This window comes from Terriglobia bacterium, from assembly GCA_035712365.1.
Taxonomy (GTDB): Bacteria; Acidobacteriota; Terriglobia; order UBA7540; family UBA7540; genus SCRD01.
The window spans coordinates 40,585-62,162 of sequence record DASTAW010000054.1 but is presented as its reverse complement, the minus strand read 5'-3'; the positions used below and the strand labels follow the sequence as shown (position 1 = coordinate 62,162).

The window sequence follows — 21,578 nt, the reverse complement described above, 5'->3', positions numbered from 1 at the left end:
CGTTTTCTTCATCACCGAGGGGGCGGGCTGTATGGCTGAGATTTATCCTTTTCGGGCGCTTCATTACAATTCAGCAATCGATTTGCAGAAGGTTGTGACGCAGCCGTATGACAAGGTATCGCCCGAAATGCGCGCCCGCTATTACGCGACGAGCCCGTACAACTTTGTCCGGCTGATTCTGCGGCAGCCGACTCCGGGCAGCAGCCAGAGCGTTTACAGCGAGGCGGCCGCGGAGTTGCAGAACTGGATCGAGGAACGCACGCTGGTTTCAGAGGGCGAGCCGGCTATTTATCCTTACTTTCAGGAATTCGCCGTGCCCGGCGAGTCTGGCGAGACCTCCCGGCGAAAACAGCGGCGGGGATTTGTGGCGTTGCTGCGCCTGGAAGAATATTCCGCCGGCGTGGTCCATCGGCATGAAGAGACGCTCTCCGGTCCCAAGGCGGACCGCATGGAATTGCTGAAAGCCACGCGGTGCAATTTCGGGCAGATCTTCATGCTCTATAGCGATCCTAAAGGCGAGATCGATCATCTGCTGCGCGAAGAGACGCAGGCGGCGCCCTGGCAGGAACTGACGGATGAATACTCGAGCTTGCATTCCATGTGGCGCGTGTCGGACCCGCGCGTGCTGGAGCAGGTGATTGACGCGATGAGGTCCAAAAAGCTGGTAATCGCCGACGGCCACCATCGCTATGAAACATCCCTGGCCTACGCGCGCGAGCGCCGCCGGAACGCGCCGGAAGACGATCGCGCGAACTACATCATGGCCACGTTTGTGCCGCTCGAAAGCGACGGCCTGCTGGTCCTTCCCACGCATCGCGTGGTGCACAGCCTGCCGGGGTTTGACTGGGAAAAACTCTGCCGGGAGGCCGCGCCGTTCTTCCAGGTTGAAAAACTTGCTACGAGCGGAGAGACGGCGCAGGACGCGCAGACGATCCGCCAGGCGCTCGAAAAGTCCGGGCGCGAACAGCCCACCATCGCGGCCTATGCAGGGGCGAAGCGCGCGGCGTTGTTCAAACTCAAAAAAGACGCCGGTCTCGCCGCAGCGCTCGGCGAATTCCCTGAAACCCTCCGCCGGCTGGACGTGGTTCTCCTGCACGGGCTGGTGCTGGAAAAGGTGATGCGGATCGATCGCCAGGCTGTGCGCGAACAGAAATATCTGCGCTACGTCCGCGAAATGGAGCAGGCTGTCGAAGAGGTGAATGCAGGCCAGGCGCAGGCGGCCTTCCTGATGAACCCGACGCCCATCCAGGCCGTCTGCGAGAACGCCTACGCAGGTCTGCCGCTGCCGCAGAAATCCACGGACTTCTACCCCAAGCTGCTGTCCGGCTTGGCGGTCTATTGGATGGACAATCCCGCAGGCCTGTAGCGCCTTCGCAAAATTTAGCGGAAACCCTTCAGCGCGTCCGGCACATTATCATGCACGCTGAAAACCGTCAGAAGCTTGGTGACGTTGAGTAATTCGCCAAAGTTTTTTGTGACGCCAGCCAGGCGGACCTCGCCACCCTCATGGCGGGCGGAGGTATACGCGGCAACCAGAGTGCCGAGTCCTGCGCTGTCAATGTAGCTGACGTCGGCAAGGTCAAGCACCAGGCGCTTTTTTCCTTGCGCCAGGAGTTGCTTAATCGTGCTCCGCAACTGGCCGCTTTCGTCGCCCAGAGTCACGCGACCCGCCAACGACAGCACGGTCACTCCATCCGTATCCTTTTCTACAATGTGCAGTGCCATTTCACCCCTCCTGAGTTTCTCGGCACGGGCCCCGGCCGCTGCAAAACATCTGGCCCGCTACTCGAGTAGCGTGTTGCATGCTTGGGAAAATCTTATTCGAACTCCGAACAGGACATGAAATAACCGCAACGCGAACAGACCATCTTACAATGGTTCGATTCCAGGCGGGTCCCGCACACCGGGCAAAACTGGTTGGGAAACTCCCGCGAGGCCGCCTGCTCGTCGTTCTTGAATTCGATGCCGTCCACAACAAACCTGCAATCTGCGACTGCGCTGACCGGAATTCCGTTAAACTGAACTCGGATGTGTTAAGAATAACGCGAGAATGCCAGGACCGCAAATGTCGTTTCGGTCTGGTTGTTCAAGGCGTGCCGGACTGAACAAGCAGCCGGAAACGAAAAAGCCGATAATCTAACTTGCCCGTTTTCTATCGCTACCGCCAAACATGGGCCTTGCGCCAGCCGGGAGCAGGCCGCCCGGGCGGGCAAAAACGCGAACGTCACGGCCAGTGCTTCTCAAGGTATGCCGTGATTTTGCCAAGCGCCGGCTCAAGAATGTGTTCGGGCGGCAGAAATACGATGCGGACGTGCCGCGTCCCTGGGGCCTGGCCAAACCCTCCACCGTTCACCACCAGCACGTGCTGCTCCGCCAGCAAGCCCCGCACGAAGTCATCGTCGCTCTCTGGAATGTCCAGACGCGGAAAAGCATAAAAAGCCCCGCGCGGGCTGACGCAACTGACTCTGCGAGTGTTCTGGCTCCAGTCCATCACCAGATCGCGCCGCCTGCGTAGCTTGTTCACGGTTTCCTGCAGGTGGTCCTGCGGCCCATGGAGCGCCGCCGGAATTGCGTATTGCAGCGGATGATTTGCAGACAGACGCGCCCGAAGCAGCTTGTGGATGCCTTCAACGTAGGGAGCGACCACTCCGGCATCGCCGCTCACGATGCCCCAGGCCACCCGCCAGCCCGGGGCCAGGTATTCTTTGGAAAGTCCGCCGAAGGTGACCACAGGAACGTCGGGCGCCAGACTCGCAATCGAGACGTGAGGCTCGCCGTCCAGCATAAGCCGCGCATAAATTTCGTCGGAAAAGATCACCAGGTTGTGCCGCCGCGCCACTTCTACTATCTTTTCAAGCGTGGCCTGCGAATAGACCGCGCCCGTCGGGTTGTTCGGATTGATCACTACCAGCCCACGGGTATTTCTGGTGACCTGGCTCTCCAGATGATCGACATCCGGTTGCCAGCCATTGCTCTCATCCAGGTTATAAGAACTGGGAAGCGCGTTCAGTTTTGCGAGCACGGCATCATAGAGCGGGTAGTCCGGCAGGGGCGTCAGAACACTCTCGTGCGGCTCCAGCAGCGCCGTCAGAACAAGGTCCACGGCTTCACTGACGCCCTCGGTAACAAAAACAGTCTGGATGTTCCGGATGCCTTTCGCTTCCGCCTCTGCCCGGATCGCTTCAAGCGCCGGCTTTACGCCCACGGACGGAGCATAACCGTTGCAGCCGTCCCGCATGGCCTTGGCAGCCGCCTCGATCAAGTGAGCGGGGGTCTGGAAATCAAAGATCACCGGATCACCGATGTTGAGGGGCAGGATCTGTTTGCCCTGGCGAGCCAAATCCTCCGCCAGCACGGCAAGGTCGCGGATGGCATAGCGAACATGCTCAAGCCTTGCGGCAGCGAGTATTTCGCGGGTCTGTGGAAGCGTGCGCGGCATAGCTTTCGTTCCTAGAGGATTCTGACAGAAAAGCCTCTGCGCGGTCAATAAAACCAGAGCGTCCCCGCACCGGCCGAAAGCATCCGGGGCGTACCGCCAAGAAACTTGTGTTGAAGATGAATAACTGGAATTATATAGTCTTATCCTATGAAAAAATCGCTCATTATTCGGCCGATTCTTCTGTATGTCATTCTGGCCGCGTGCCTTACTGCCCTTCCGGGCCACGTGGCCCCTGCCGCCCAAACGAAGACACCGGCCAATGTACAAAAGATTCTGCAGTACATTTCCAGCGGCTGGGACACGCTGACCCGCTCGATGACTAAGTGCGGAACCTACACCGATCCCAAAACGAACGCCAAGTCCGTCCTTTACCTTCCTGTGGATTTTCCGGAGCCCGCAGGTCTGAGAACTGCTGCAGTTGGATGTCAGGTGCAAGTCAACCGATTGCCGGCAGTCATCAAAAAACTGGGGGCTGTTGACCTCAGTGCCATCAAATCCCCGGGTTTGCTCTACCTCCCCAAGCCTTATGTCGTCCCGGGAGGCATGTTCAATGAGATGTACGGATGGGACAGCTACTTTATCATTCGTGGTCTGGTCGAGGACGGCAGGACCAACCTGGCCCGGGATATTATCGACAACTTCTTTTTTGAAATCGATCACTATGGCGGAATTCTCAATGCCAACCGGACGTATTACCTGACTCGCTCCCAGCCGCCATTTCTAACATCCATGATCCGGACAGTCTACGGAGCTGAGAAAGCCAAGGATCAATCGGACCCGGCCTGGCTTCGCACAGCCTACGACCATGCCGTCAAGGACTACCGCTTCTGGACAGAACCTCCCCACCTGGCAGGAGACACCGGCCTTTCTCGATTCTACGATTTCGGCGAGGGTCCGGTCCCTGAGCTTGGTCCTGCCACAGACGCCTACTATAGAACCGTGGCACAGTATTTTATGCTTCACCCGCAGGGTAGCCAGCCTTACCTCCAACTGGTACCAAAAAACGGGAAAGGCTCTCAGGCAGCCGTCATGGGCCCGGAGTTTTCGCTCAACCTGGACTTCACGCTCAACGAGCCGGGCGCCAGGCAGCAGGACGAAACCCTGGACAAATTTGCTCTGACGCCCAGGTTTTACAAGGGCGATCGCAGCATGCGCGAATCGGGATTCGATGTGTCTTTCCGCTTTGGCCCGTTTGGGGCCGGCACCCCGGATTTTGCAGCCGTTGGGCTAAACTGTCTGCTTTACAAATCTGAACAGGACCTGGAGTGGATGAGCGCTGAGCTTGGTCTGAAAGAAGCTTCCATGGAATGGCGTCAACGGGCGGCAACCCGGCGCCAGAAAATCGATAAATATCTTTGGAGCTCTGAATACGGTCTTTATTACGATTACGATTTTACCAGCGGGACCCAATCCCGATATTCCTACGCCACCACGTTTTATCCTCTCTGGGTCGGTCTGGCTTCTCCCGAGCAGGCAAAAGCCGTTTTCAAGAATCTTGCAGCCTTTGACCGGCCGGGTGGAATCGTGATGAGCATGGTGAACACAGGCGCGCAGTGGGACGCGCCGTACGGCTGGGCGCCGATCCAACTGATCGCCATCGAGGGGCTGCGACGTTATGGCTATGCCGCTGAAGCCAACGGCATTTCACTCCAGTTCCTTTCCATGGTGCTTGACAACTTCCTGAAGGACGGAACGATCCGCGAAAAATACAACGTGGATACGAGGTCTTCCGAAACCAACATTCAGGTGGGATACAAGACGAACGTGGTGGGGTTTGGATGGACGAATGGCGCCTTCGTGGCCCTTTACAACGCCCTCCCCAAAGCCGCCCAGGAGCGATTGGCTCAAGAGTAATGATCCATCCTTTCTCAGGAACGCCGCGCCCGGCCGTCGGCTCCAATCGGCAAACATCTTTAAGGGCCGGCGACTGTATTCGTCAGCGTCCCCAAGCCCTCAACTGTAACGCTGACGGTATCTCCTGCCTTCAGGAACACCGGAGGCTTGCGAAAAACACCGACCCCGGGTGGCGTGCCGGTGGAAATCACATCGCCTACTTCCCACCTGGCAGACTGCGACAGGTAACTGATCAGATAAGGCACGCTGAAAATCAGGTTGGAAGTGTTCGAATCCTGCATGACCTCGCCATTTAGCGTGAGAGAAATCCGCAATTTGTGCGGGTCCTTGATTTCGTCCCGCGTAACGATCCAGGGGCCGCTTGGGGCAAAAGTGTCACAGCTTTTGCCGCGAAACCACTGGCCGTCAGAGAACTGCAGATCGCGCGCGCTGACGTCATGCAGGACCATATAGCCGGCAACGTGATCGTATGCGTCCCCTTCGGAAATGCGGCTCCCTCCCTTCCCAATGACCACGGCAAACTCCGCTTCGTAGTCCACCTGGGAAGAATTCGGCGGCAGTTGAATCGGGTCGCCCGGGCCGCAAATCGTATTACCGGACTTGAGAAAAAAGATTGGCGACTTCGGAGGCTCATGCCCCTGCTCGCGGGCATGGTCGGCATAGTTCAGCCCCACACAGGTGATCTTGCCCGGCTTCGGGATGGGAGCGAGCAGGCGTGCATCGGCGAGAGGAGTAAAAAGGCCTCGCGGCGCTTTGGCGGGATCAATCCCTTTTGCCAGTGCTGAGGTGACCACAGCAAGCGCTTTGCCCCAGGCCTGCCCCCGCCCGAGCAGTTCGATCATGTCTTTCGGAGCCGCGCCGGCGTCGAGGAGGCGGCGCGCCGCATTCTTGAAGTTCGCGCCTCCCGCCAGTGCTCGCGGCACCCGCTTTTTCTGCAACAGATGGATCGCCGGACCGACGCCGACGATCCAGTCTTTTACCACGACTCCCAGGGCAGGTTGCTTCCCCGATTCATAAGAGACCAGTTTCACAGTTCGTCCTTTCGTCAAAGCAAGAGTAAGAGCACTTCTCACACCGCAAGTCATTCTCCGGTCAGGAGAAAATGATAATAGCCTGAGCCTGCGCTGAACTCAATGGCGTGTTCCCGCAACGTGGCGCCGGTAATCCCGGGGTCGCCGGGAACGAACTTGCCGTTTTGCCACACCACGTGGTCGCCTTCGCGGACTATCACCTTCGTCATCTCCTCTTCTGGCGGAACCACGATTTTGGCGTCGCTATTGGCCGGAACAACCACCTCCATGGAAACGGCCCCAGCCTTTTTCTGCCAGGAGCAGGACACCTGGCCACGCGGGGTTTCCATCGAAGCGCTTGTCCAGTCGAGGTCCTCAACCATATTGGGTTTTATCACGATGTGCCGGTAGCCTTCGCCGTCAGGGCCAAGATTGATGCCCCCGAGGGCGCGATAAAACCACGCGCCAAGGCTTCCCATCATGATGTGGTTGTGGGAATTCATGGAAGGGCCGATCTTGGACTGCCACAGTTCCCACAAGGTGGTTGCTCCCTCCGCGATCATGTATCCCCAACTGGGATAGGTTGTCTGGGTGGCCAGTTCATACGCCAGGTCAGAGTGTCCATCGCGGGTCAGCACGGGAAGAAGATATTTGACCCCGATAAAGCCAGTGGTGACGTGTGTGTTATTTTCATAGACAATGTTGTTGTAGAGCTTGCCCATCACTCCGCCACGCTCTTTTTCCGGGACCAGATCCAGGAACAACGGCATGACCTGGGCGGTCTGGGCGCCGTTCGCATATTCGCCGGTGTCAGCTTTGAAGAACGCATTGTTGAACGCAGCCTTGATTTGATCGGCAAGCGCTGCATAGGCATCCGTGTCCCCGGTTTTGCCAAGGACCTTTGCAATGTCAGACAGAATGCGCGTGTCGTAATAAAAGTATGCATCCGAAACCAGCGCGCCGGGTGTAGGCTTGATGGCCACCCAGTCACCGTAGTAGCTGTACCGCAGAACATTGTCCTTGGCCCTGGTGCGCAGGAATTCCAGGTACTTCTTCAGTCCGTCGTAATTCTCCTCCAGGATGCGCCTGTCGCCATACTGCTGCCACATGTACCAGCACAGCAGCGGATAGGCCGTGCCCCAGGCCGGGTCCGCAGGATACCTGCCGTACTTGTGCGGCACGGTATCAGGAATTTCACCGTCCGGCATCTGCGCGTCGCGGATGTCGCGGACGAAGTTGGTGTAGAACGCCGCCATGTCAAAATTCATCATGGCTTCTTCCGCTGTAACCTGGGCGTCACCCATCCAGCCCTGGCGTTCATTACGCTGATCACAGTCAGTGGGAATACTGTAAAGATTGGAGAGCTGGCCCCAGCGGATGAGATGCTGGATATCGTTCAAGATCTGTTTTGACGCAACAAAGCTGCCGGTGGTCTCGACGGCGCTGTTGACCACCCGGCCGCGAATCGAATCCAGGCTCGGCGTGCCGGGGTAGCCCGTTACTTCCACGTAGCGGAACCCGTGGTAGGTAAAGCGCGGCTCATACTTTTCAAGCCCGCTTCCGCGCAGGACGTAAATGTCGCGGGCCTTGGCGCTGCGGATGTTCTGGCGATTGATCGTGCCATTCGGATAGATCAGTTCGCTGAACCGCAGCCTGACCTTTGCCCCGCGCGGCCCGCGAACAACCAGCCGCGCCCAGCCGGCAAAGTTCTGTCCAAAATCGTAAACGTAGACTCCCGGCTCAGGGTTCGTCATGGAGTGCGGCACGAGAGTATCCGTCACGCGGATTGGCGGCATCATCTCAGCCGAGATTTCTCCCGCCGTGCCCTGCTCCTCGTGTGCAGCCGCCCACGCCGAATCATCAAAGCCAGATCGGTCCCATCCAGCCTGCTCCTCCCGCGCATCGTAGACCTCTCCATCGTAAACGCTGTCGCTCACCACAGGTCCGGCGGCCGTTTTCCAGGAAGTGTCGCTTGAGACGCTGACCGTTTTCCCGTCCGCAAGCTCGATGTTCATCTGGAAGAGCAGGGCCGGCGCCTTGTAATAGGCAGGACCACCCGCCTGCTGGGTCGCCCAGCCACCGCCGAGCATCACGCCGATGGCGTTCGCGCCGTCTTTGAGGGCAGAAGTGACGTCATAGGTGGAATAAAGCACCCGCTTTGGATAGACGGTCCAGGCGGGGTCAAGCACTTTCTCGCCGATCTTCTTACCGTTGAGGTGCAGTTCATAGTAGCCAAGGGCTGTAACGTAGGCTCGCGCACGGACCACTTTGCCCGCCAGGCTGAATCCCTTGCGCAGCAGGCCACCCCCGCCAATCCACTGGCCTTTCCAGTCCTGCCGTTCCAGCAGCCCCATTCCAAACTTTGCGGGCGCGCTGTAGTCACTCTCGTTCCCCTGGCCGTCCCAGGTGCGGACTTTCCAGTAGTAGACGCGGTCGCTTACCAGCGGCTTACCGCTATACGCGATTTGGCTTGAGTCGCCGGACATGACTTTCCCGCTGTCCCACAGGTCGCCGCGGTTACCGGCCAACCCCGCGGTGCTTGAGGCAACAAGAATCTGGTATGCCGTTTGCATCACTCCGCGGCGTGAATTGTCCAGCACCCACTGAAACCGCGGCTGGCGCACGTCAATTCCCGCTGGATTCTTGAGGTATTCGCAGCGTAGATGCCCGGGCGCGACTGCACCATTCTCCGCGAAGCCCGGAGTGACGAAAATGAAACCGGAAATAAGGAGCACTATCGAGGTCAGGACAAACCGCGGGAACTTCGTGGATGCGCGCATCACGGCACCTCTACGTCTGAATTGCCAGGAAGGCTTGAGGAGTCCAGCCTAGCTGGAAAGCTTTTTCCATCGCTCGCGGAAAGGCACGGGGTCGGGCTCCGGGAAGTCGCGTCCCTTCGTCCAGTTTGAAAAGGGGTAGAATGGGAGCCGCGTAATCCACTTCGAACCCTGTCCGCCGGACGAGGGAAGCCAGCGAATTCCGAGCCGGACCGCAGCGCCACCCAGAGAGAACACCCAGGGGCGCTTCATCGCCCAGGCCCACAGACGCATGCCTTTTCGTTCTGAAACAACTTCCCCCGCATGGGGTGTCGCAGGAGTCCGTTCCTGGGCCTCGCCGCGCAGGTGAAGCAGCAGGTCCGGAATATTGATTTTGACTGGGCAGACTTCCCGGCACGCCCCACACAGCGAAGAAGCAAAAGGCAGTTCACGGGCCTGGTTGAGGCCGACAAACTGCGGTGTGATGAGAGCGCCGATGGGGCCGCTGTAAACCCATCCGTAGGCGTGCCCGCCGATTTTTCGATAAACCGGGCACGTGTTAAGGCAGGCGCCACAGCGGATACAGTAAAGGGCCTCGCGCATCTTCTCGTCGGCCAGCGCTCCGGTGCGGCCGTTGTCAATCAGGACAACGTGCATCTCATCCGGACCGTCTTCACCTGGGCGGCGCGGCCCGGTGAGTATGGAGGTGTAGGAAGTCAGCTTCTGGCCGGTGGCCGAACGCCCCAGCAGCCGCAAAAAGACGCCCAGGTCCGAAAACCGGGGAATGATCTTTTCAATGCCGACCAGCGCCACGTGGACCCGCGGAGCCGTGGTACAGAGGCGGATGTTGCCCTCGTTTTCAATCGTAACGACGCTGCCCGTCTCCGCCACGGCAAAATTGGCGCCGCTCATGCCCACTTCGGCCCGGGCGAATATTTCCCGCAAGGTTTTCCGCGCGATGGCGGTAAGTTGCTCCGGGTCTTCGGTCCGCGTGGAGTGGAGCTTTTCAACAAAAAGGTCCGAGACGTCGTGGCGGGTTTTATGGATGGCAGGGGCGACGATGTGCGCAGGTCTCTCGCCGGAAAGCTGCACTATCATTTCGCCCAGGTCAGTTTCAATGGCGTCGATGCCGGCAGCCTCGAGGGCATGGTTCAGTTCAATCTCTTCGCCCACCATGCTCTTGCCTTTGACAACTTCATTGGCGCCAGCGTTCCGGACAATCTCCTTGACGATGGCGCAGGCATCTTCCGCGGTGCGCGCCCAGTGGACCTTGCCTCCCTCTCGTTCCACGCTGTCGGCAAACTGCGCGAGGTAATAGTCCAGGTGGTTCATCACCTCTCGCTTCAACTCGCGGGCGCGTTCGCGCAGCGGCTCAAAGCCCGGCACCTGGCCAATCGCACCCATGCGATGCGAGTAAAGCCGAAGCGTAGAGGAACGGTAAGCCTCCTGAAGATGGGCGTCACCCATCGCCTTCTGTGCCCGTTCGTGGATGGCCGAGCTGTGAACTCCCGTTTCGCTCATTCGTGTTTTTCCAGTAACTCCGCCAGGTGCAGTGTTTGGACCGGCAGTTTCTCCCGATGGATGTACCCCGCAAGATGCATCAGGCAGCCGGCATCGTTCGCCACCAGAAATTCCGCGCCGGCATCGGCAGCCGCGCGAAGCTTGTCCCGCGCCATTGCTACAGACACATCGGGAAACTTTACGGCGAAGGTGCCGCCAAAGCCACAGCAAACCTTGTTGTCCTGCAGTTCAACGAGTTCCAATCGTTTAACTGCCTTGATCAGCTTGCGTGGTTCTGTCTCAATCCCCAGCTCGCGCAGCAGGTGGCAGGAATCATGGTAGGCGACCCGATGCGGGAAACTGGCGCCCAGGTCTTCCGTCTTCATCACTTTCACCAGAAATTCCGAGAACTCGTAAAAGCGTTGCCGCAGCCTTTCGACCTTCTGCAGCAGTTCGGGTTTTTCGGCAAACAGTTCCGGATAAAACACCCGGAACATCGTGGAGCACGACCCTGACGGCGCCACAATGTAATCGGCGTCGTCAAAAAGGTCGAGATTGCGGGCGGCAACCTCGCGCGCTTCCTCGCGGTAGCCCGTGTTGAAGGCTGGTTGCCCGCAGCAGGTCTGCTGAGGGTTGAAAGTGACTGTGGCCCCAACTCGCCGCAAAATTCTTACAACGGACTCGCCAACCTGCGGATAGAACTGGTCACCCAGACAGGTGATAAAAAGTGCAACCTTGGGGGAATTATTTGCCATCCGGAACCATCATCCTGCGCCTATTGCGCAGAATAGCCTCCATCCACCATCAGGTGACTGCCGGTGATGTAACTTGCCTCGTCTGAGGCCAGGAACAGAATGGCGGCAGCCACTTCGCGAGGCTTGCCGGCCCTGCCCACAAACGTCTTGGCGCCTTCCTGGGCGTCAAATTCTTCAAGCGTCATGCCCACCTTTTCCATGTGCCGGTAGGATGCCGCTGTAATGATCGAGCCCGGACAGACGGCGTTGACGCGAATCTTATACGGACCCAGATCCATGGCCATGTTGCGGCATAGCTGCACCACGGCGGCTTTTGTGGCGCTGTAAGCGAAGAAATCGGGCTGGGCCAGAAAGCTGGAGATCGAGCCGAGAATGACGATGGCGCCACCCTTCTTCTTCATATGCTCAACGGCATACTTTGTGACCAGCGCTGTCCCGATGACGTTGACGCCGAGTGAATGCTGCCAGTCTTCGACGGAGGCTTCGAAACCCTTCAGAACAAACGTCGCGGCGTTGTTCACCAGGATGTCGATCCCGCCATACACCTTTACGGCTTCGTCTGAAATCTTCTTCGCATCCGGTTCCTGGGAAATATCGGCCTGGACGAAGTGGCCGGTATCTCCGTTTTCGCGAATGGCGCTGACCGTTTCATTGCCGCCTTTGGGATCAACGTCGGCGACGAGGACCTTTGCACCTTCTTCCGCGAGAAGTTCCGCCGTCGCGCGGCCGATGCCGGAGCCGCCGCCCGTTACGATGGCGACCTTGTCTTTGGCTCTCATGATTACTCCATTCTATCGCGCGCCTCTCCCTGCTGAAAACGTTCCAAAGCCCGGCGCCGCAACGTGCCCGCGCGCACTGAACGGGCGACTGACTCAGCGAATTGACCAGAAGTGCTCAACCGTACGAGAATTTTGTATTGAAGTCAAGCAGCCAGCATGGGGTAGAACCATCGGCCCTTGACAATTTGGCGCAGGAACAAACATCCTTAAGATAGTTTGAGTGCGGGGTGCCATGGGTCGACAGGCGTTTTTTCTGGTCTTTGTTTTCTTCTTCTTCGCCAGCCAGATTTTCTGGATCATCGTGATCGGCAAGCTCGGTGCAAAACTCATCCCTGGCAAGACCCTGCGGCGCTGGATTGGCGCAATCGGGCTGGGCGTGTATGTCTTTCTGCTGGCCTACAACTTCCTATCGGCTCGCTCCGTGGCCGCCACCAGCCTCACCCTGAAAATCGCGCTTCTGCAGGCCCCGGTACAATGGTGGGCTTTCGGATCGGTGGCTGGATTCATCCTGGCCTTGCCCTTCGTGCTGACGAACTTCCTCTGGGACCGCGCTCAGGGGCTCAGGCCAAAGTCCAATTTCGAGACAGGTCCCGACCCTTCATTCTCACTGGCACGGCGAAAGTTTCTTTCCAACACCGCGATTGCAGCCGGAGCGTTGCCTCTGGCGGGCGCAGGTTATGGATTTCTATTCGGCCGCGTCAAGTTTGAGAAATCATTTGTTCGCTTAAAGCTCTCCCGGCTTCCGAGAGAATTCCACGGTTTCCGCATCGCACAGCTTTCGGACATACACATTGGGCCTTTCATGCCGTCCTCGGACATTCGCCGTGTGGTTGATATGACCAACGCGCTGAAACCTGACCTGATCGTGCTGACCGGCGATTACGTTACCTGGGACCCGGACACGCAGGGAGCCGCCGTCGATTCACTGACCGGCCTAAAGGCGCCTCTGGGCATTTATGGTTGCCTTGGCAATCACGAGATCATGACGCACACGGAAGCGTCAATCACCAGGCTCTTTGCCGAGCACCACGTCAGGATCCTGCGTTATGAGAGCGCGCCCATTGAGGTCGGTAAGGAAAGCCTGAACCTGATCGGCGTGGATTATGAAAACCGCCGGCGCAGAGGATATCTTGGCGAACATCACGTGCGGCGCTACCTGGAGGGTGTGGACCGGCTCATGCAACCCGGTCAGGTCAACATCCTGCTGAGCCACAATCCCAACACTTTTGATCGGGCCGCTGAACTGGGAATTGACCTGAGCCTGTCAGGCCACACCCACGGCGGCCAGATTTCTCTTGATTTCCTCAGTCCTGACCTTTCGATCGCGCGCCTGATGACACCCTACGTCAAAGGCCATTTCCAGAAGCCCGGCGGCCAACTCTACGTCAACCGCGGCATCGGGACGATCGCCGTGCCCATCCGTTTCGATGCCCCACCGGAAATCACATTGTTTGAGCTTGAGCGGGCGTGAGCCGTCCGCCGATGCGTAGACCAGCGGTCCCGGCGACTCGTGTTTCTCATCCCCTGCTCATCCAGATTCCTCAACTGCGGGCTTGGCTGGCGCCAGGAAGTCTTTGCCCTTCTGCTCGCGTCCAAAGGCGATGACGATTCCGCCGATCACAATGACGGCTATTTCAAATCCAGCCATGGCCCAGGCATAGCCGACATGATCGCGCAGGGCGTATTCGATCGTATTGGTCGGTGCGGCGATCAGGATCCCCATGTGGTACGACAGTCCCGGAAGGAGACCCCTGACCGAATCGGGAGACAACTCGTTAAGATGTGCTGGGATGATCCCCCAGGCGCCCTGCACCCCCATCTGCATCAGGAAGGCTCCGGCCGCCAAAACCCCTATCGAGCCGCCGAACGCCCAGAACGGCACCACGACGAGCGCCAGGCCGAAAGCTCCCAGCATGCTGCGCCTGCGGCCGACGCGCTCGGAAAGGTAACCAAAAAGGATGGAACCGACGATGGCCCCAATATTGTAGAGAACGGCCAGGTCAGAGACAGTGCTCGCTTTGATGTTATGGGCGGTTTTGAGGAAATCAGGATAGAGGTCCTGCGTGCCGTGCGAAAGGAACATCATCATGGTCATCATCAGCACGAGGTAAAGAAAGCTTTTCCAGTGCCGGCCCACGGTCCGAAAAATCGCCCGGACGTCTGGCTCGCGATGCGTAAGCCAGGCCTTGGATTCCGGAACGCCAGCCCGGATGTAAAGGGCCAGCAGCGCGGGCGCTGCTCCCAGAAAAAACATGGCCCGCCAACCCCAAATCGGTAAAACGAACCGCGCTGCTACCGCCGCCAGCAGATATCCAACCGGATAGCCGCTTTGAAGAACCCCGGAGAGAATTCCGCGCCAGCGCCTCGGAACGCTTTCCATAGCCAGCGAGGCGCCGATGCCCCATTCCCCACCCATGCCAAGTCCGTAGAGGGCCCGCAGGAGAATAAACACGGTGAAGGAAGGGGCGAAACCGCATAGCACTTCCACCACTGAATAAAAAAGAACATTCGCCATCAGCGACAATCGGCGGCCATAGCGGTCCGCAAGTATGCCGAATATGAAGGCCCCGGCAGGCCGGGTGGCCAGCGTAACGGTAAGAGTCAGAATGATGTCCGCCTTGGACACACGGAAACTCTCCGCCAGCGTTCCGACCATAAACACCACGACAAAGAAGTCGAAGGCATCGAGCATCCAGCCCAGGAAGCACGCCAGGACGGTATGCCAGTGCGAGCCGCTGAAGAACATGCCTTGAGGTTTGCGACGATCTGTTAAAGACTGAGCCGACATTCGCGATGGTGGTTTCTCGAAACGAGAAGGTCCCGCAAAGCCCTTCCGAGCAGCAGCCTGGCGATTCTGCCACTCCAGGTTATAGCCGGATAAAGACCCGGGCGGTCAAAATACTAGGAATCTCTCGTGGCTGTCAAATACCGCCTCCAACTGCGGTTGGGAAGGGTACACCGTTGCCGCCTGCGCAGGTGAACTGTGTGGGTCGGAAGGGGAGCAGGAGATGACGACAGCCCCCCTCGCGGGAAACAGGCGATCGGCACACTGGCATGCCTTGGCGCCGCCTGCCCGTCAGGCCGTTCTTGCCCTCGGTCCACCCTCACTTAAACGTACCGCAAGGCCGGAGGAAAGCGTTCTGCCAGGTCCCGAAACTGACCCTGTTAGGGAACTTCAGGCCATCGGTAGGGCGTGCTATAATTCCAAGAGCAGGGCAAAGGAGCTGCAATAGGATGAAGCAAAGCCGACGTGCGGGATGGTTTATCTTCGCTACACTGTTCGTGTGCGCCATGCTCGGTGGGTTGTACGGCCCGCAAGTTGAAGCCACCACGGCTAACGACAACGACTCCTCCTTTCAGTCCAGCCTGCGGGAGTTTACGAGCGTCTACGACACAATCCAGGAAAATTACGCCAGCCCCGTGGACCCTAATGACGCCATTTACGGCCCGACAAACAGTAATTTTCTGGGAGCCATTCCCGGAATGTTGCGGACACTGGACCCCCACTCCAACTTTTTCGATCCGCGCGCCTTTGCCATGCTGCGCGAAGACCAGGAAGGAAGATATTTCGGGGTTGGCATGAGCATCCAGTCACGGCCGAGCAAGATGGGCAAGTTGGTAACTTATGTGGTTGCACCCATTCCCGGCTCGCCGGCGTTCAAAGCCGGACTCCGCCCCGGCGATGTTATCCAGGAAGTCAACGGAAAAACCGCCGCCGGTCTTGACGATTCGCTTTTGGGTCAGACCGACAAGGTGGCCAAGCTGCTGAAGGGTCCGCGAGGCACCGTCGTGCACGTCGCTGTCCAGCGCGAAGGGGCCGCCAAGCCCCTCGAGTTCACGATTACGCGGGGCGAGATTACGCAGCCCAGCGTGGATGATGTCTTCATGGTAAAACCTCGGGTGGGATACATCCACATTTCGCGCTTTAATGAAACCACCAATACAGAACTTTCTCAGGCGCTGAAAAAGCTGGACTCTGAACATATGGAAGGCCTGGTGCTTGACCTGCGCGGAAATCCGGGCGGGCTTCTGCAGGAGGCCGTCGAAGTTTCCGACCATTTCCTGAAGAAGGGGCAGTTGATCGTCTATCACTACGGACGGTCTTCGCCCAAAAAGATGTATTATGCAACCCATGGTGACCGGGGCAACCAGTATCCCATTGTTATCCTCATCAACCGGATGACGGCAAGCGCGGCTGAAATTGTGACGGGCGCCCTGCAGGACCATGATCGCGCTCTGGTAATGGGCGAGACCAGCTTCGGCAAAGGCCTCGTTCAGACGGTTTACCCGTTGAGCGACGAGACAGGCCTGGCGCTGACCACGGCCCGATACTACACGCCGAGCGGCCGCCTGATCCAGCGGGACTATGACGCCGTGTCGCTGTACGATTATTACTACCACCCCGGGACTACTCCAGAACCCCATACGGACATGAAGGTAACCGACGGCGGCCGAAAGGTTTACGGCGGCGGAGGAATCACCCCGGACGTCAAGGTGGAACCCGACAAGCTGAACGATGTTGAGCGCACGCTGGTGCAGAACGGGGCGTTCTTCAGCTTTGCTCAAAAATATCTGGGAGTTCACAAAACGATCCCGGAAAACTTCCAGGTGTCGGACGCAGACATGGCAGAATTTAAGAAGTTCCTGACGGACCAGCAGATTCCAGTCTCGGACGCCGATTTGCAGGCCAACATGGCTTTTATTAAGCTGCAGATCCGGGAGAAGCTGATTGAGGACATCTACGGCACGAACGTTGCCGACCGGATCAAGCTGGAAAACGATCCGCTGGTGGACAGCGCCGCCGCGCACCTGCCGCAGGCGCAACAGCTTCTGGAAAATGCCCAGAAGTACATGGCCGCCACCGAAAGCAAATAAGACATTACTCGGCTTCGCTCCTTCGGCCGAACGCCGGCAAATTTGTATCGTCTTTCGGCCGGAATAAATCTGTGCAGATCGGCTTTTCCTTCAGCCGGCATCCTTCGATTGCCTCAGGTATTTGAGGAGCGACCACCCCCCAGTAATCGGCAAAAGGACGATCTGCCGCAGAACCTCACTCCGGCCATTCCTGCGCCGCCGTTCCTGCTCCACCGCCGCCTTCCCCTGGAACATCAGCATTGTTGCGTACTTCGCGAAATCCAGGCCGCACTGGTCGCACTGCCCGCCATGGCCCTGGACCCGTTTGCACGACGGGCAGGTGAAATGCACAGGATGGTGACAGCGTGAACAGAACTGGTTCGTCTCCGGGTTTTCCTCGCCGCACTTCGCACATCGCATGAGGGGCCCTCCGTGGCTGACAGCGTCCCTATCGGCAAAAGGCAGCTCGAACTTGAGCTGCGACGGGCGTAGTCGCGGTGGTTGAACCAATTACTGGATGAAGGGCTGGTGGACGCGAAGGGATTCGAACCCTCGACCTCAGCGTTGCGAACGCCGCGCTCTCCCAACTGAGCTACGCGCCCATTTTGGCTGTAACCTGGCTAATATAGCACGCTCGATTCCAGCCTGACAATTTGGGAACACGCCCAATGCCGGCCAGCGTCCGAGTGGGCCGATCATGCTACAATTCAAGCAGGATGCCCATTCGCCTGATCGCAGTTGACCTTGATGGAACCCTGCTGAACAACAATTCCGAAATTTCGCCGGCCAATCGCCAGGCCCTGGCCGAGGCCTCGGAGCGCGGCATCCGGATTGTGATCATCACAGGACGCAGATACCACTCGGCCCGGCCGAAGCTCGAATCGCTTCCCTGCCCGGTCACTCTGGTCAGTTCCAACGGCGCCGTCGTCCGGTCGCTCGGTGGCGAGCTGCTTCACCACAATTTCCTGCCCCAGAGGATTGCCGTTCAGGTGCTCGAAGCCGCCCTCGACTTTCGGCCTTATGCCGTGGTAATTTTTGACCAGCCCAGCCGCGGGCAGGTGATGATGCAGCAGAACGCGTCCCCCGACGGTCCTCTTCGCTGGTATCAGCAAACGGCGCGCGAGTACCTGATGCAAGTGATGGACCTTTCCGCCGCGCTGCCCGAGGATCCCATACAGATCATGTTCGGCGGCGCACCGGCGTTTCTGGAACCTCTGGAGCATCTGCTTCGCGCCTCTGACGCCGGACGGCACGTCCATTTGACCTGGACCAAGTATTTCGAACGGGACATCTCCCTGCTGGATGTTATGAACCGGGGCTGCTCCAAGGCCAGCGGCCTCAAGTGGCTGCTGGAACAGATGGATTGCGAGGCAAGCGAAGTGATGGCCATCGGCGACAACTACAATGACCTCGAGATGCTTCAACTGGCCGGCTGCCCGGTGGTCATGGGCAATTGCTGCCCCGGCCTCGCAGACGATGGGTGGCACATCACGCAGTCCAACGACGAAGACGGCGTGGCCGCCGCGATTCACTCTCTTGCCCTGAATGGACGCCGCGGGATGTAGCGTTCCGCCCGCCTCCTTACTGAGGATTGCAAAATATGGTGACAAGCTCGTTTGTAGCGCCGCCGTCCCGGCGGCACTTTTCAGGGCCGGTCCCGCCTGGCGGGACCGGCGGTACGGAAGTCCGTCACTCGATTATACAATCCTCATTAAGTCGCGGATTCCAATACACTCATGGATAAAGTCGAAGGGCTCAATACGAGCGCCTCGATGCCGCGACGGATCACTCGTGGTTGATGATTTGGGTTCCCGCCGGTGGGGTCAGCTCGAACATGGCAGCCGTCAGCGTGGGATTCCGGTCAATGTGGCTGAAGCTGAATTTCATCTCGGTGCTGTTGGTGTAGACAATTTCGAGCCGTCGAATGTCCATCTGCGGATCAAATTCCATGACAACGTGTTTGTAACCCATCTTATCCGCATTCTTAGGATACCCGATGATCACTCGGTCTCCGGGTGGGTGCTGAAACTGGTTGTCGGCGTCTTCAAACCTGGAGAACACCTTCCTCAGGTCGAGCCGGGAAAGCAGCAGGCGAAACGGAACGCGAAAGTCCTCGCTCTGCTTAACCGACGAGCGGTTAAGCTGGCCCTCGGCGGGCAAGTAGAGCAGGACCTCCTTTTTATTGGAGAGAAAGACCTTCTTCTCCGGCTCGCGATAATCCCATCGCATGCGGCCGCCGCGCGCAAAAACCACCGTCCCGGATTCCACCCGGGCGGCGCCGCCCGTGTCATAGGTCTGAGTGAAGTCGGCCCGGATGGCCTCCACTTCACGATAGCTGGTCTGCACCTCGGTGATGAATTTATCGAGCGGCAGGCTGGCGTCCGAGACTTGGCCCGCCAGGCAACAAGGGAGTAATGTCATCGCTATAAAAGCCGCGCACACACCCGCCAGGAACTGGAACCCGCCCCGCAGGCTATGGTTCTGAATTTTCTGGTTCATAATTTCCATTTGCCCTTAAAACTTCGGCGGCGATTTTTGCCTCGGGATTGTTTGGGTCCGTTTCAAACCCTCGCGCATATTCCGCCAGCGCCACTTTCCGGTGACCCTCAAGGGATGCGATCCGCGCCAGTCCGAAATGAGCGCGGCTATCATACGGGTTGATCTCCGCTGCCGCCGCAAATGCTCGCGCGGCCCGCTTCAGATCCTCCTGCTGCAGATCAGCGTCGCCAAGGCCGTCATAGCCTTCAAAGTTCGGCGCCGCCCGCACCGATTGCAAAAACTGTCCCTCCGCTTCGGCGAGGCGCCCTTCTTTAAGATACAACTTCCCGAGCTCATTATGGCAATCTGGAACCAGGGGTGAAAGCGCGGCCGCGGCCCGTAGCTGCCGTTCTGCCCCCTCAAACCGGCCCAGGTCCATCATCATGCTGCCGAGATTGAGGTGCGGATCGGTATACTCCGGCTTGCGCAGCATCGCTTCGCGGAAATAATGCTCCGCCTGCCCGTACTGTTTTCTCTTGGCAGAAACCAGGCCAAGATTAGTGAGTGTGATCGGAGAGTCAGGATTCAGCTTCAGCGCGATGCTCCATTCCTTTTCTGCCTCGTCAATCCTCCCGTGATTCCACGCCACCACGCCCAGGTTTTCGCGGATGTTGGTGGCTCTGGGCGAGACCTTCAGCGTCTGGCTGTAAAGTGCCTCGTCACTGCGCCAGTCGCGGTTGCGAGCGACCACCCGAATCGCCATCAGCAGACCTATCGCGCAGGAGGTTGCCAGCAGGGCATATCTCCAGGCGCGGCGCCGCGCGGACAGCGACTTCCACAGCTTTACACCGGCCCATCCCGTCAGCCAGCAGAAACCCACCGACGGCAGGTAGAGATATCGTTCCGCGAAAACGTTCCCTGCCAGATAACGGATGTCGAGCACCGGAGCCAAAGTCAAAAAGAACCAGACAAATCCAAACGAGGCTGCCCGATTTCGCCGGAACAGCAGGACAAAAATCATCAGGCAGGCAGCGAGCGCTGCGATGCCTGCCAGCACCCCCGCATCGAACACTGAGGTTCTCTTATGGAAGACGTAGTAGGCGCAGAGTTGGACCGGCCACAGAATTTTTTCGAGATACTGTCCCACCAGCGCCAGCGCCGACAGAACGCTGGGGCGCCAGCCCAGGCGCGATAATTGGACCTGTGGCGCGAAGGCTCCCAGGTGCTCTACCCTGAACAGCACGTACGCCACATCCATCAGCCAGAACTCCCCATACCGGCGCGCCTTCTGCCAAAAGCTGGTTTGAGCGCGGTCATCGCGAAAGAAATGCTCATAGATCATGGCCAGCAGGGGAAAAACCAGGGCCTGTTCCTTGGAAAAAATCGTCAGCGCAAAACTCACTACTGCAGCCAGCTTCATCCACGGGGAAATCTCGCCGTTCGGGCGCGCCATACTGAGAAACAGCCAGAAAGTCAGCAGGAAGAAAAACGTGACTTCAAGGCTGGTGACCGCCGCCACCCAGGCAACGGCTTCAGTGTGGATGGGGTGAACAGCAAAGAGACAGGCGGCCACAAACGCAATCGCCCTGTCCTTAAACAGTCTGCTTGCCACCAAAAATACGAGCAGGACGACACCTGCGTGCAGCAAGACATTCACCAGGTGGAAGCCGTAGGCCAGGGGACCAAACAGGTGGTAGCACACCGCATACCCGAAGGTCATCATGGGGCGATAGTAGTTGGAGACGCCCTGCGTGCCCACAAACGACCAAACCGTGGTGCCAAACATCTGCGGAAGGAAATGGAAATTCTTCAGGTAAGGATTGTCGAGCACCTGCCGGTTGTCGTCATAGACAAACCCGTTGAGCAGGGTATTGAGGTAAGGAAGCGCCGCACAGAGAATGAGCGCTGCGATCAGGAAGGCGTCGAATTCCCCGGTTTCACGCCTGCTTCCGGCACACACGGCCGTGGCGGGAGATTCCGGACCGTCCTTCCTGCCAAACGAAGTCCTCCCCCTTCTGGTCCGAATCACTCGAAACACACGATAAACACCGCGCCCTCTGATTTCATGGTCCTGTTCTGAGGAACTGGCTGTTCGAGGCATCAACACAGGATGGAAGATCACAAGAAGAAAATGGGGGAACCCCCAAGGTCCC

General features: G+C 58.5%; 16 protein-coding genes and 1 tRNA gene. 5 read left to right on the top strand and 12 right to left on the bottom strand.

The features are described from left to right. Window positions 1–31 precede the first annotated feature (31 nt). Entirely contained in the window at window positions 32–1,366 is a 1,335-nt protein-coding gene (locus VFQ24_16945; GenBank protein HET9180044.1) for a DUF1015 domain-containing protein, read from the top strand. Window positions 1,367–1,380: 14 nt separating this feature from the next. On the opposite strand, the gene VFQ24_16940 is transcribed toward VFQ24_16945, so the two are convergent. Beyond that, a complete protein-coding gene (locus tag VFQ24_16940) occupies window positions 1,381–1,725 on the bottom strand; it encodes an STAS domain-containing protein (protein HET9180043.1) in 345 nt (114 codons plus the stop codon). Between the two features lie 499 nt (window positions 1,726–2,224). Beyond that, window positions 2,225–3,439 carry an aminotransferase class I/II-fold pyridoxal phosphate-dependent enzyme gene (locus tag VFQ24_16935; GenBank protein ID HET9180042.1) on the bottom strand — a complete coding sequence of 405 codons (1,215 nt, stop codon included), beginning with the start codon at window positions 3,437–3,439 and terminating at the stop codon, window positions 2,225–2,227. A 147-nt stretch (window positions 3,440–3,586) separates the two neighbouring features. Here VFQ24_16935 and VFQ24_16930 point away from each other — a divergent pair, with 147 nt between their 5' ends. Next, on the top strand, window positions 3,587–5,293 hold the full coding sequence (locus VFQ24_16930) for a trehalase family glycosidase (GenBank protein ID HET9180041.1): 1,707 nt from the start codon (window positions 3,587–3,589) through the stop codon (window positions 5,291–5,293). Between the two features lie 59 nt (window positions 5,294–5,352). Here VFQ24_16930 and VFQ24_16925 read toward each other — a convergent pair whose 3' ends face one another. From VFQ24_16925 to VFQ24_16905, 5 genes are read right to left on the bottom strand one after another with little or no spacing between them, the layout of a single operon-like run. Then, the gene (locus tag VFQ24_16925; protein ID HET9180040.1) at window positions 5,353–6,324 is read right to left on the bottom strand and encodes a fumarylacetoacetate hydrolase family protein; all 972 of its coding nucleotides are present in this window, start codon (window positions 6,322–6,324) and stop codon (window positions 5,353–5,355) included. 50 nt (window positions 6,325–6,374) lie between these two features. Continuing rightward, window positions 6,375–9,083, bottom strand: a complete 2,709-nt coding sequence (locus tag VFQ24_16920) for a family 78 glycoside hydrolase catalytic domain (GenBank protein HET9180039.1) — start codon at window positions 9,081–9,083, stop codon at window positions 6,375–6,377. A gap of 48 nt (window positions 9,084–9,131) precedes the next feature. Beyond that, window positions 9,132–10,580, bottom strand: coding sequence for a LutB/LldF family L-lactate oxidation iron-sulfur protein (locus tag VFQ24_16915; protein HET9180038.1), 1,449 nt, complete (start codon window positions 10,578–10,580; stop codon window positions 9,132–9,134). After that, complete coding sequence (locus VFQ24_16910; protein HET9180037.1) at window positions 10,577–11,314, bottom strand: (Fe-S)-binding protein; 738 nt, start codon at window positions 11,312–11,314, stop codon at window positions 10,577–10,579. Before VFQ24_16910 ends, VFQ24_16915 begins: the two co-directional genes overlap by 4 nt. Window positions 11,315–11,334: 20 nt before the next feature. Continuing rightward, a complete protein-coding gene (locus VFQ24_16905) occupies window positions 11,335–12,093 on the bottom strand; it encodes an SDR family oxidoreductase (GenBank protein ID HET9180036.1) in 759 nt (252 codons plus the stop codon). Between the two features lie 232 nt (window positions 12,094–12,325). Between VFQ24_16905 and VFQ24_16900 the strand changes: the two genes are divergently transcribed. Continuing rightward, window positions 12,326–13,564 carry a metallophosphoesterase gene (locus tag VFQ24_16900; protein HET9180035.1) on the top strand — a complete coding sequence of 413 codons (1,239 nt, stop codon included), beginning with the start codon at window positions 12,326–12,328 and terminating at the stop codon, window positions 13,562–13,564. A 57-nt stretch (window positions 13,565–13,621) separates the two neighbouring features. Here VFQ24_16900 and VFQ24_16895 read toward each other — a convergent pair whose 3' ends face one another. Next, the gene (locus tag VFQ24_16895; protein ID HET9180034.1) at window positions 13,622–14,881 is read right to left on the bottom strand and encodes an MFS transporter; all 1,260 of its coding nucleotides are present in this window, start codon (window positions 14,879–14,881) and stop codon (window positions 13,622–13,624) included. Between the two features lie 446 nt (window positions 14,882–15,327). Between VFQ24_16895 and VFQ24_16890 the strand changes: the two genes are divergently transcribed. Beyond that, complete coding sequence (locus VFQ24_16890; protein HET9180033.1) at window positions 15,328–16,968, top strand: S41 family peptidase; 1,641 nt, start codon at window positions 15,328–15,330, stop codon at window positions 16,966–16,968. 90 nt (window positions 16,969–17,058) lie between these two features. Here VFQ24_16890 and VFQ24_16885 read toward each other — a convergent pair whose 3' ends face one another. Beyond that, window positions 17,059–17,367: a zinc-ribbon domain-containing protein gene (locus VFQ24_16885; GenBank protein HET9180032.1), complete on the bottom strand. Its 309-nt coding sequence runs from the start codon at window positions 17,365–17,367 to the stop codon at window positions 17,059–17,061. 106 nt (window positions 17,368–17,473) lie between these two features. Continuing rightward, window positions 17,474–17,549, bottom strand: a tRNA-Ala gene (locus tag VFQ24_16880). 66 nt (window positions 17,550–17,615) lie between these two features. On the opposite strand from VFQ24_16880, the gene VFQ24_16875 reads away from it, so the two are divergent. Continuing rightward, entirely contained in the window at window positions 17,616–18,512 is an 897-nt protein-coding gene (locus VFQ24_16875; GenBank protein ID HET9180031.1) for a Cof-type HAD-IIB family hydrolase, read from the top strand. Window positions 18,513–18,732: 220 nt separating this feature from the next. Here VFQ24_16875 and VFQ24_16870 read toward each other — a convergent pair whose 3' ends face one another. After that, window positions 18,733–19,446 carry an outer membrane lipoprotein carrier protein LolA gene (locus VFQ24_16870; protein HET9180030.1) on the bottom strand — a complete coding sequence of 238 codons (714 nt, stop codon included), beginning with the start codon at window positions 19,444–19,446 and terminating at the stop codon, window positions 18,733–18,735. Further along, a complete protein-coding gene (locus VFQ24_16865; protein ID HET9180029.1) occupies window positions 19,421–21,454 on the bottom strand; it encodes a tetratricopeptide repeat protein in 2,034 nt (677 codons plus the stop codon). The genes VFQ24_16870 and VFQ24_16865 overlap by 26 nt, the downstream gene beginning before the upstream one ends. Between the last annotated feature and the right edge of the window lie 124 nt (window positions 21,455–21,578).

Bases quoted from the DNA above. Each gene is read 5' to 3' on its own strand.
- VFQ24_16945 (HET9180044.1), top strand. From the start codon at position 32: ATGGCTGAGATTTATCCTTTTCGGGCGCTTCATTACAATTCAGCAATC.
- VFQ24_16940 (HET9180043.1), bottom strand. From the start codon at position 1,725: ATGGCACTGCACATTGTAGAAAAGGATACGGATGGAGTGACCGTGCTG.
- VFQ24_16935 (HET9180042.1), bottom strand. From the start codon at position 3,439: ATGCCGCGCACGCTTCCACAGACCCGCGAAATACTCGCTGCCGCAAGG.
- VFQ24_16930 (HET9180041.1), top strand. From the start codon at position 3,587: ATGAAAAAATCGCTCATTATTCGGCCGATTCTTCTGTATGTCATTCTG.
- VFQ24_16920 (HET9180039.1), bottom strand. From the start codon at position 9,083: ATGCGCGCATCCACGAAGTTCCCGCGGTTTGTCCTGACCTCGATAGTG.
- VFQ24_16915 (HET9180038.1), bottom strand. From the start codon at position 10,580: ATGAGCGAAACGGGAGTTCACAGCTCGGCCATCCACGAACGGGCACAG.
- VFQ24_16910 (HET9180037.1), bottom strand. From the start codon at position 11,314: ATGGCAAATAATTCCCCCAAGGTTGCACTTTTTATCACCTGTCTGGGT.
- VFQ24_16905 (HET9180036.1), bottom strand. From the start codon at position 12,093: ATGAGAGCCAAAGACAAGGTCGCCATCGTAACGGGCGGCGGCTCCGGC.
- VFQ24_16900 (HET9180035.1), top strand. From the start codon at position 12,326: ATGGGTCGACAGGCGTTTTTTCTGGTCTTTGTTTTCTTCTTCTTCGCC.
- VFQ24_16895 (HET9180034.1), bottom strand. From the start codon at position 14,881: ATGTCGGCTCAGTCTTTAACAGATCGTCGCAAACCTCAAGGCATGTTC.
- VFQ24_16890 (HET9180033.1), top strand. From the start codon at position 15,328: ATGAAGCAAAGCCGACGTGCGGGATGGTTTATCTTCGCTACACTGTTC.
- VFQ24_16885 (HET9180032.1), bottom strand. From the start codon at position 17,367: ATGCGATGTGCGAAGTGCGGCGAGGAAAACCCGGAGACGAACCAGTTC.
- VFQ24_16875 (HET9180031.1), top strand. From the start codon at position 17,616: ATGCCGGCCAGCGTCCGAGTGGGCCGATCATGCTACAATTCAAGCAGG.
- VFQ24_16870 (HET9180030.1), bottom strand. From the start codon at position 19,446: ATGAACCAGAAAATTCAGAACCATAGCCTGCGGGGCGGGTTCCAGTTC.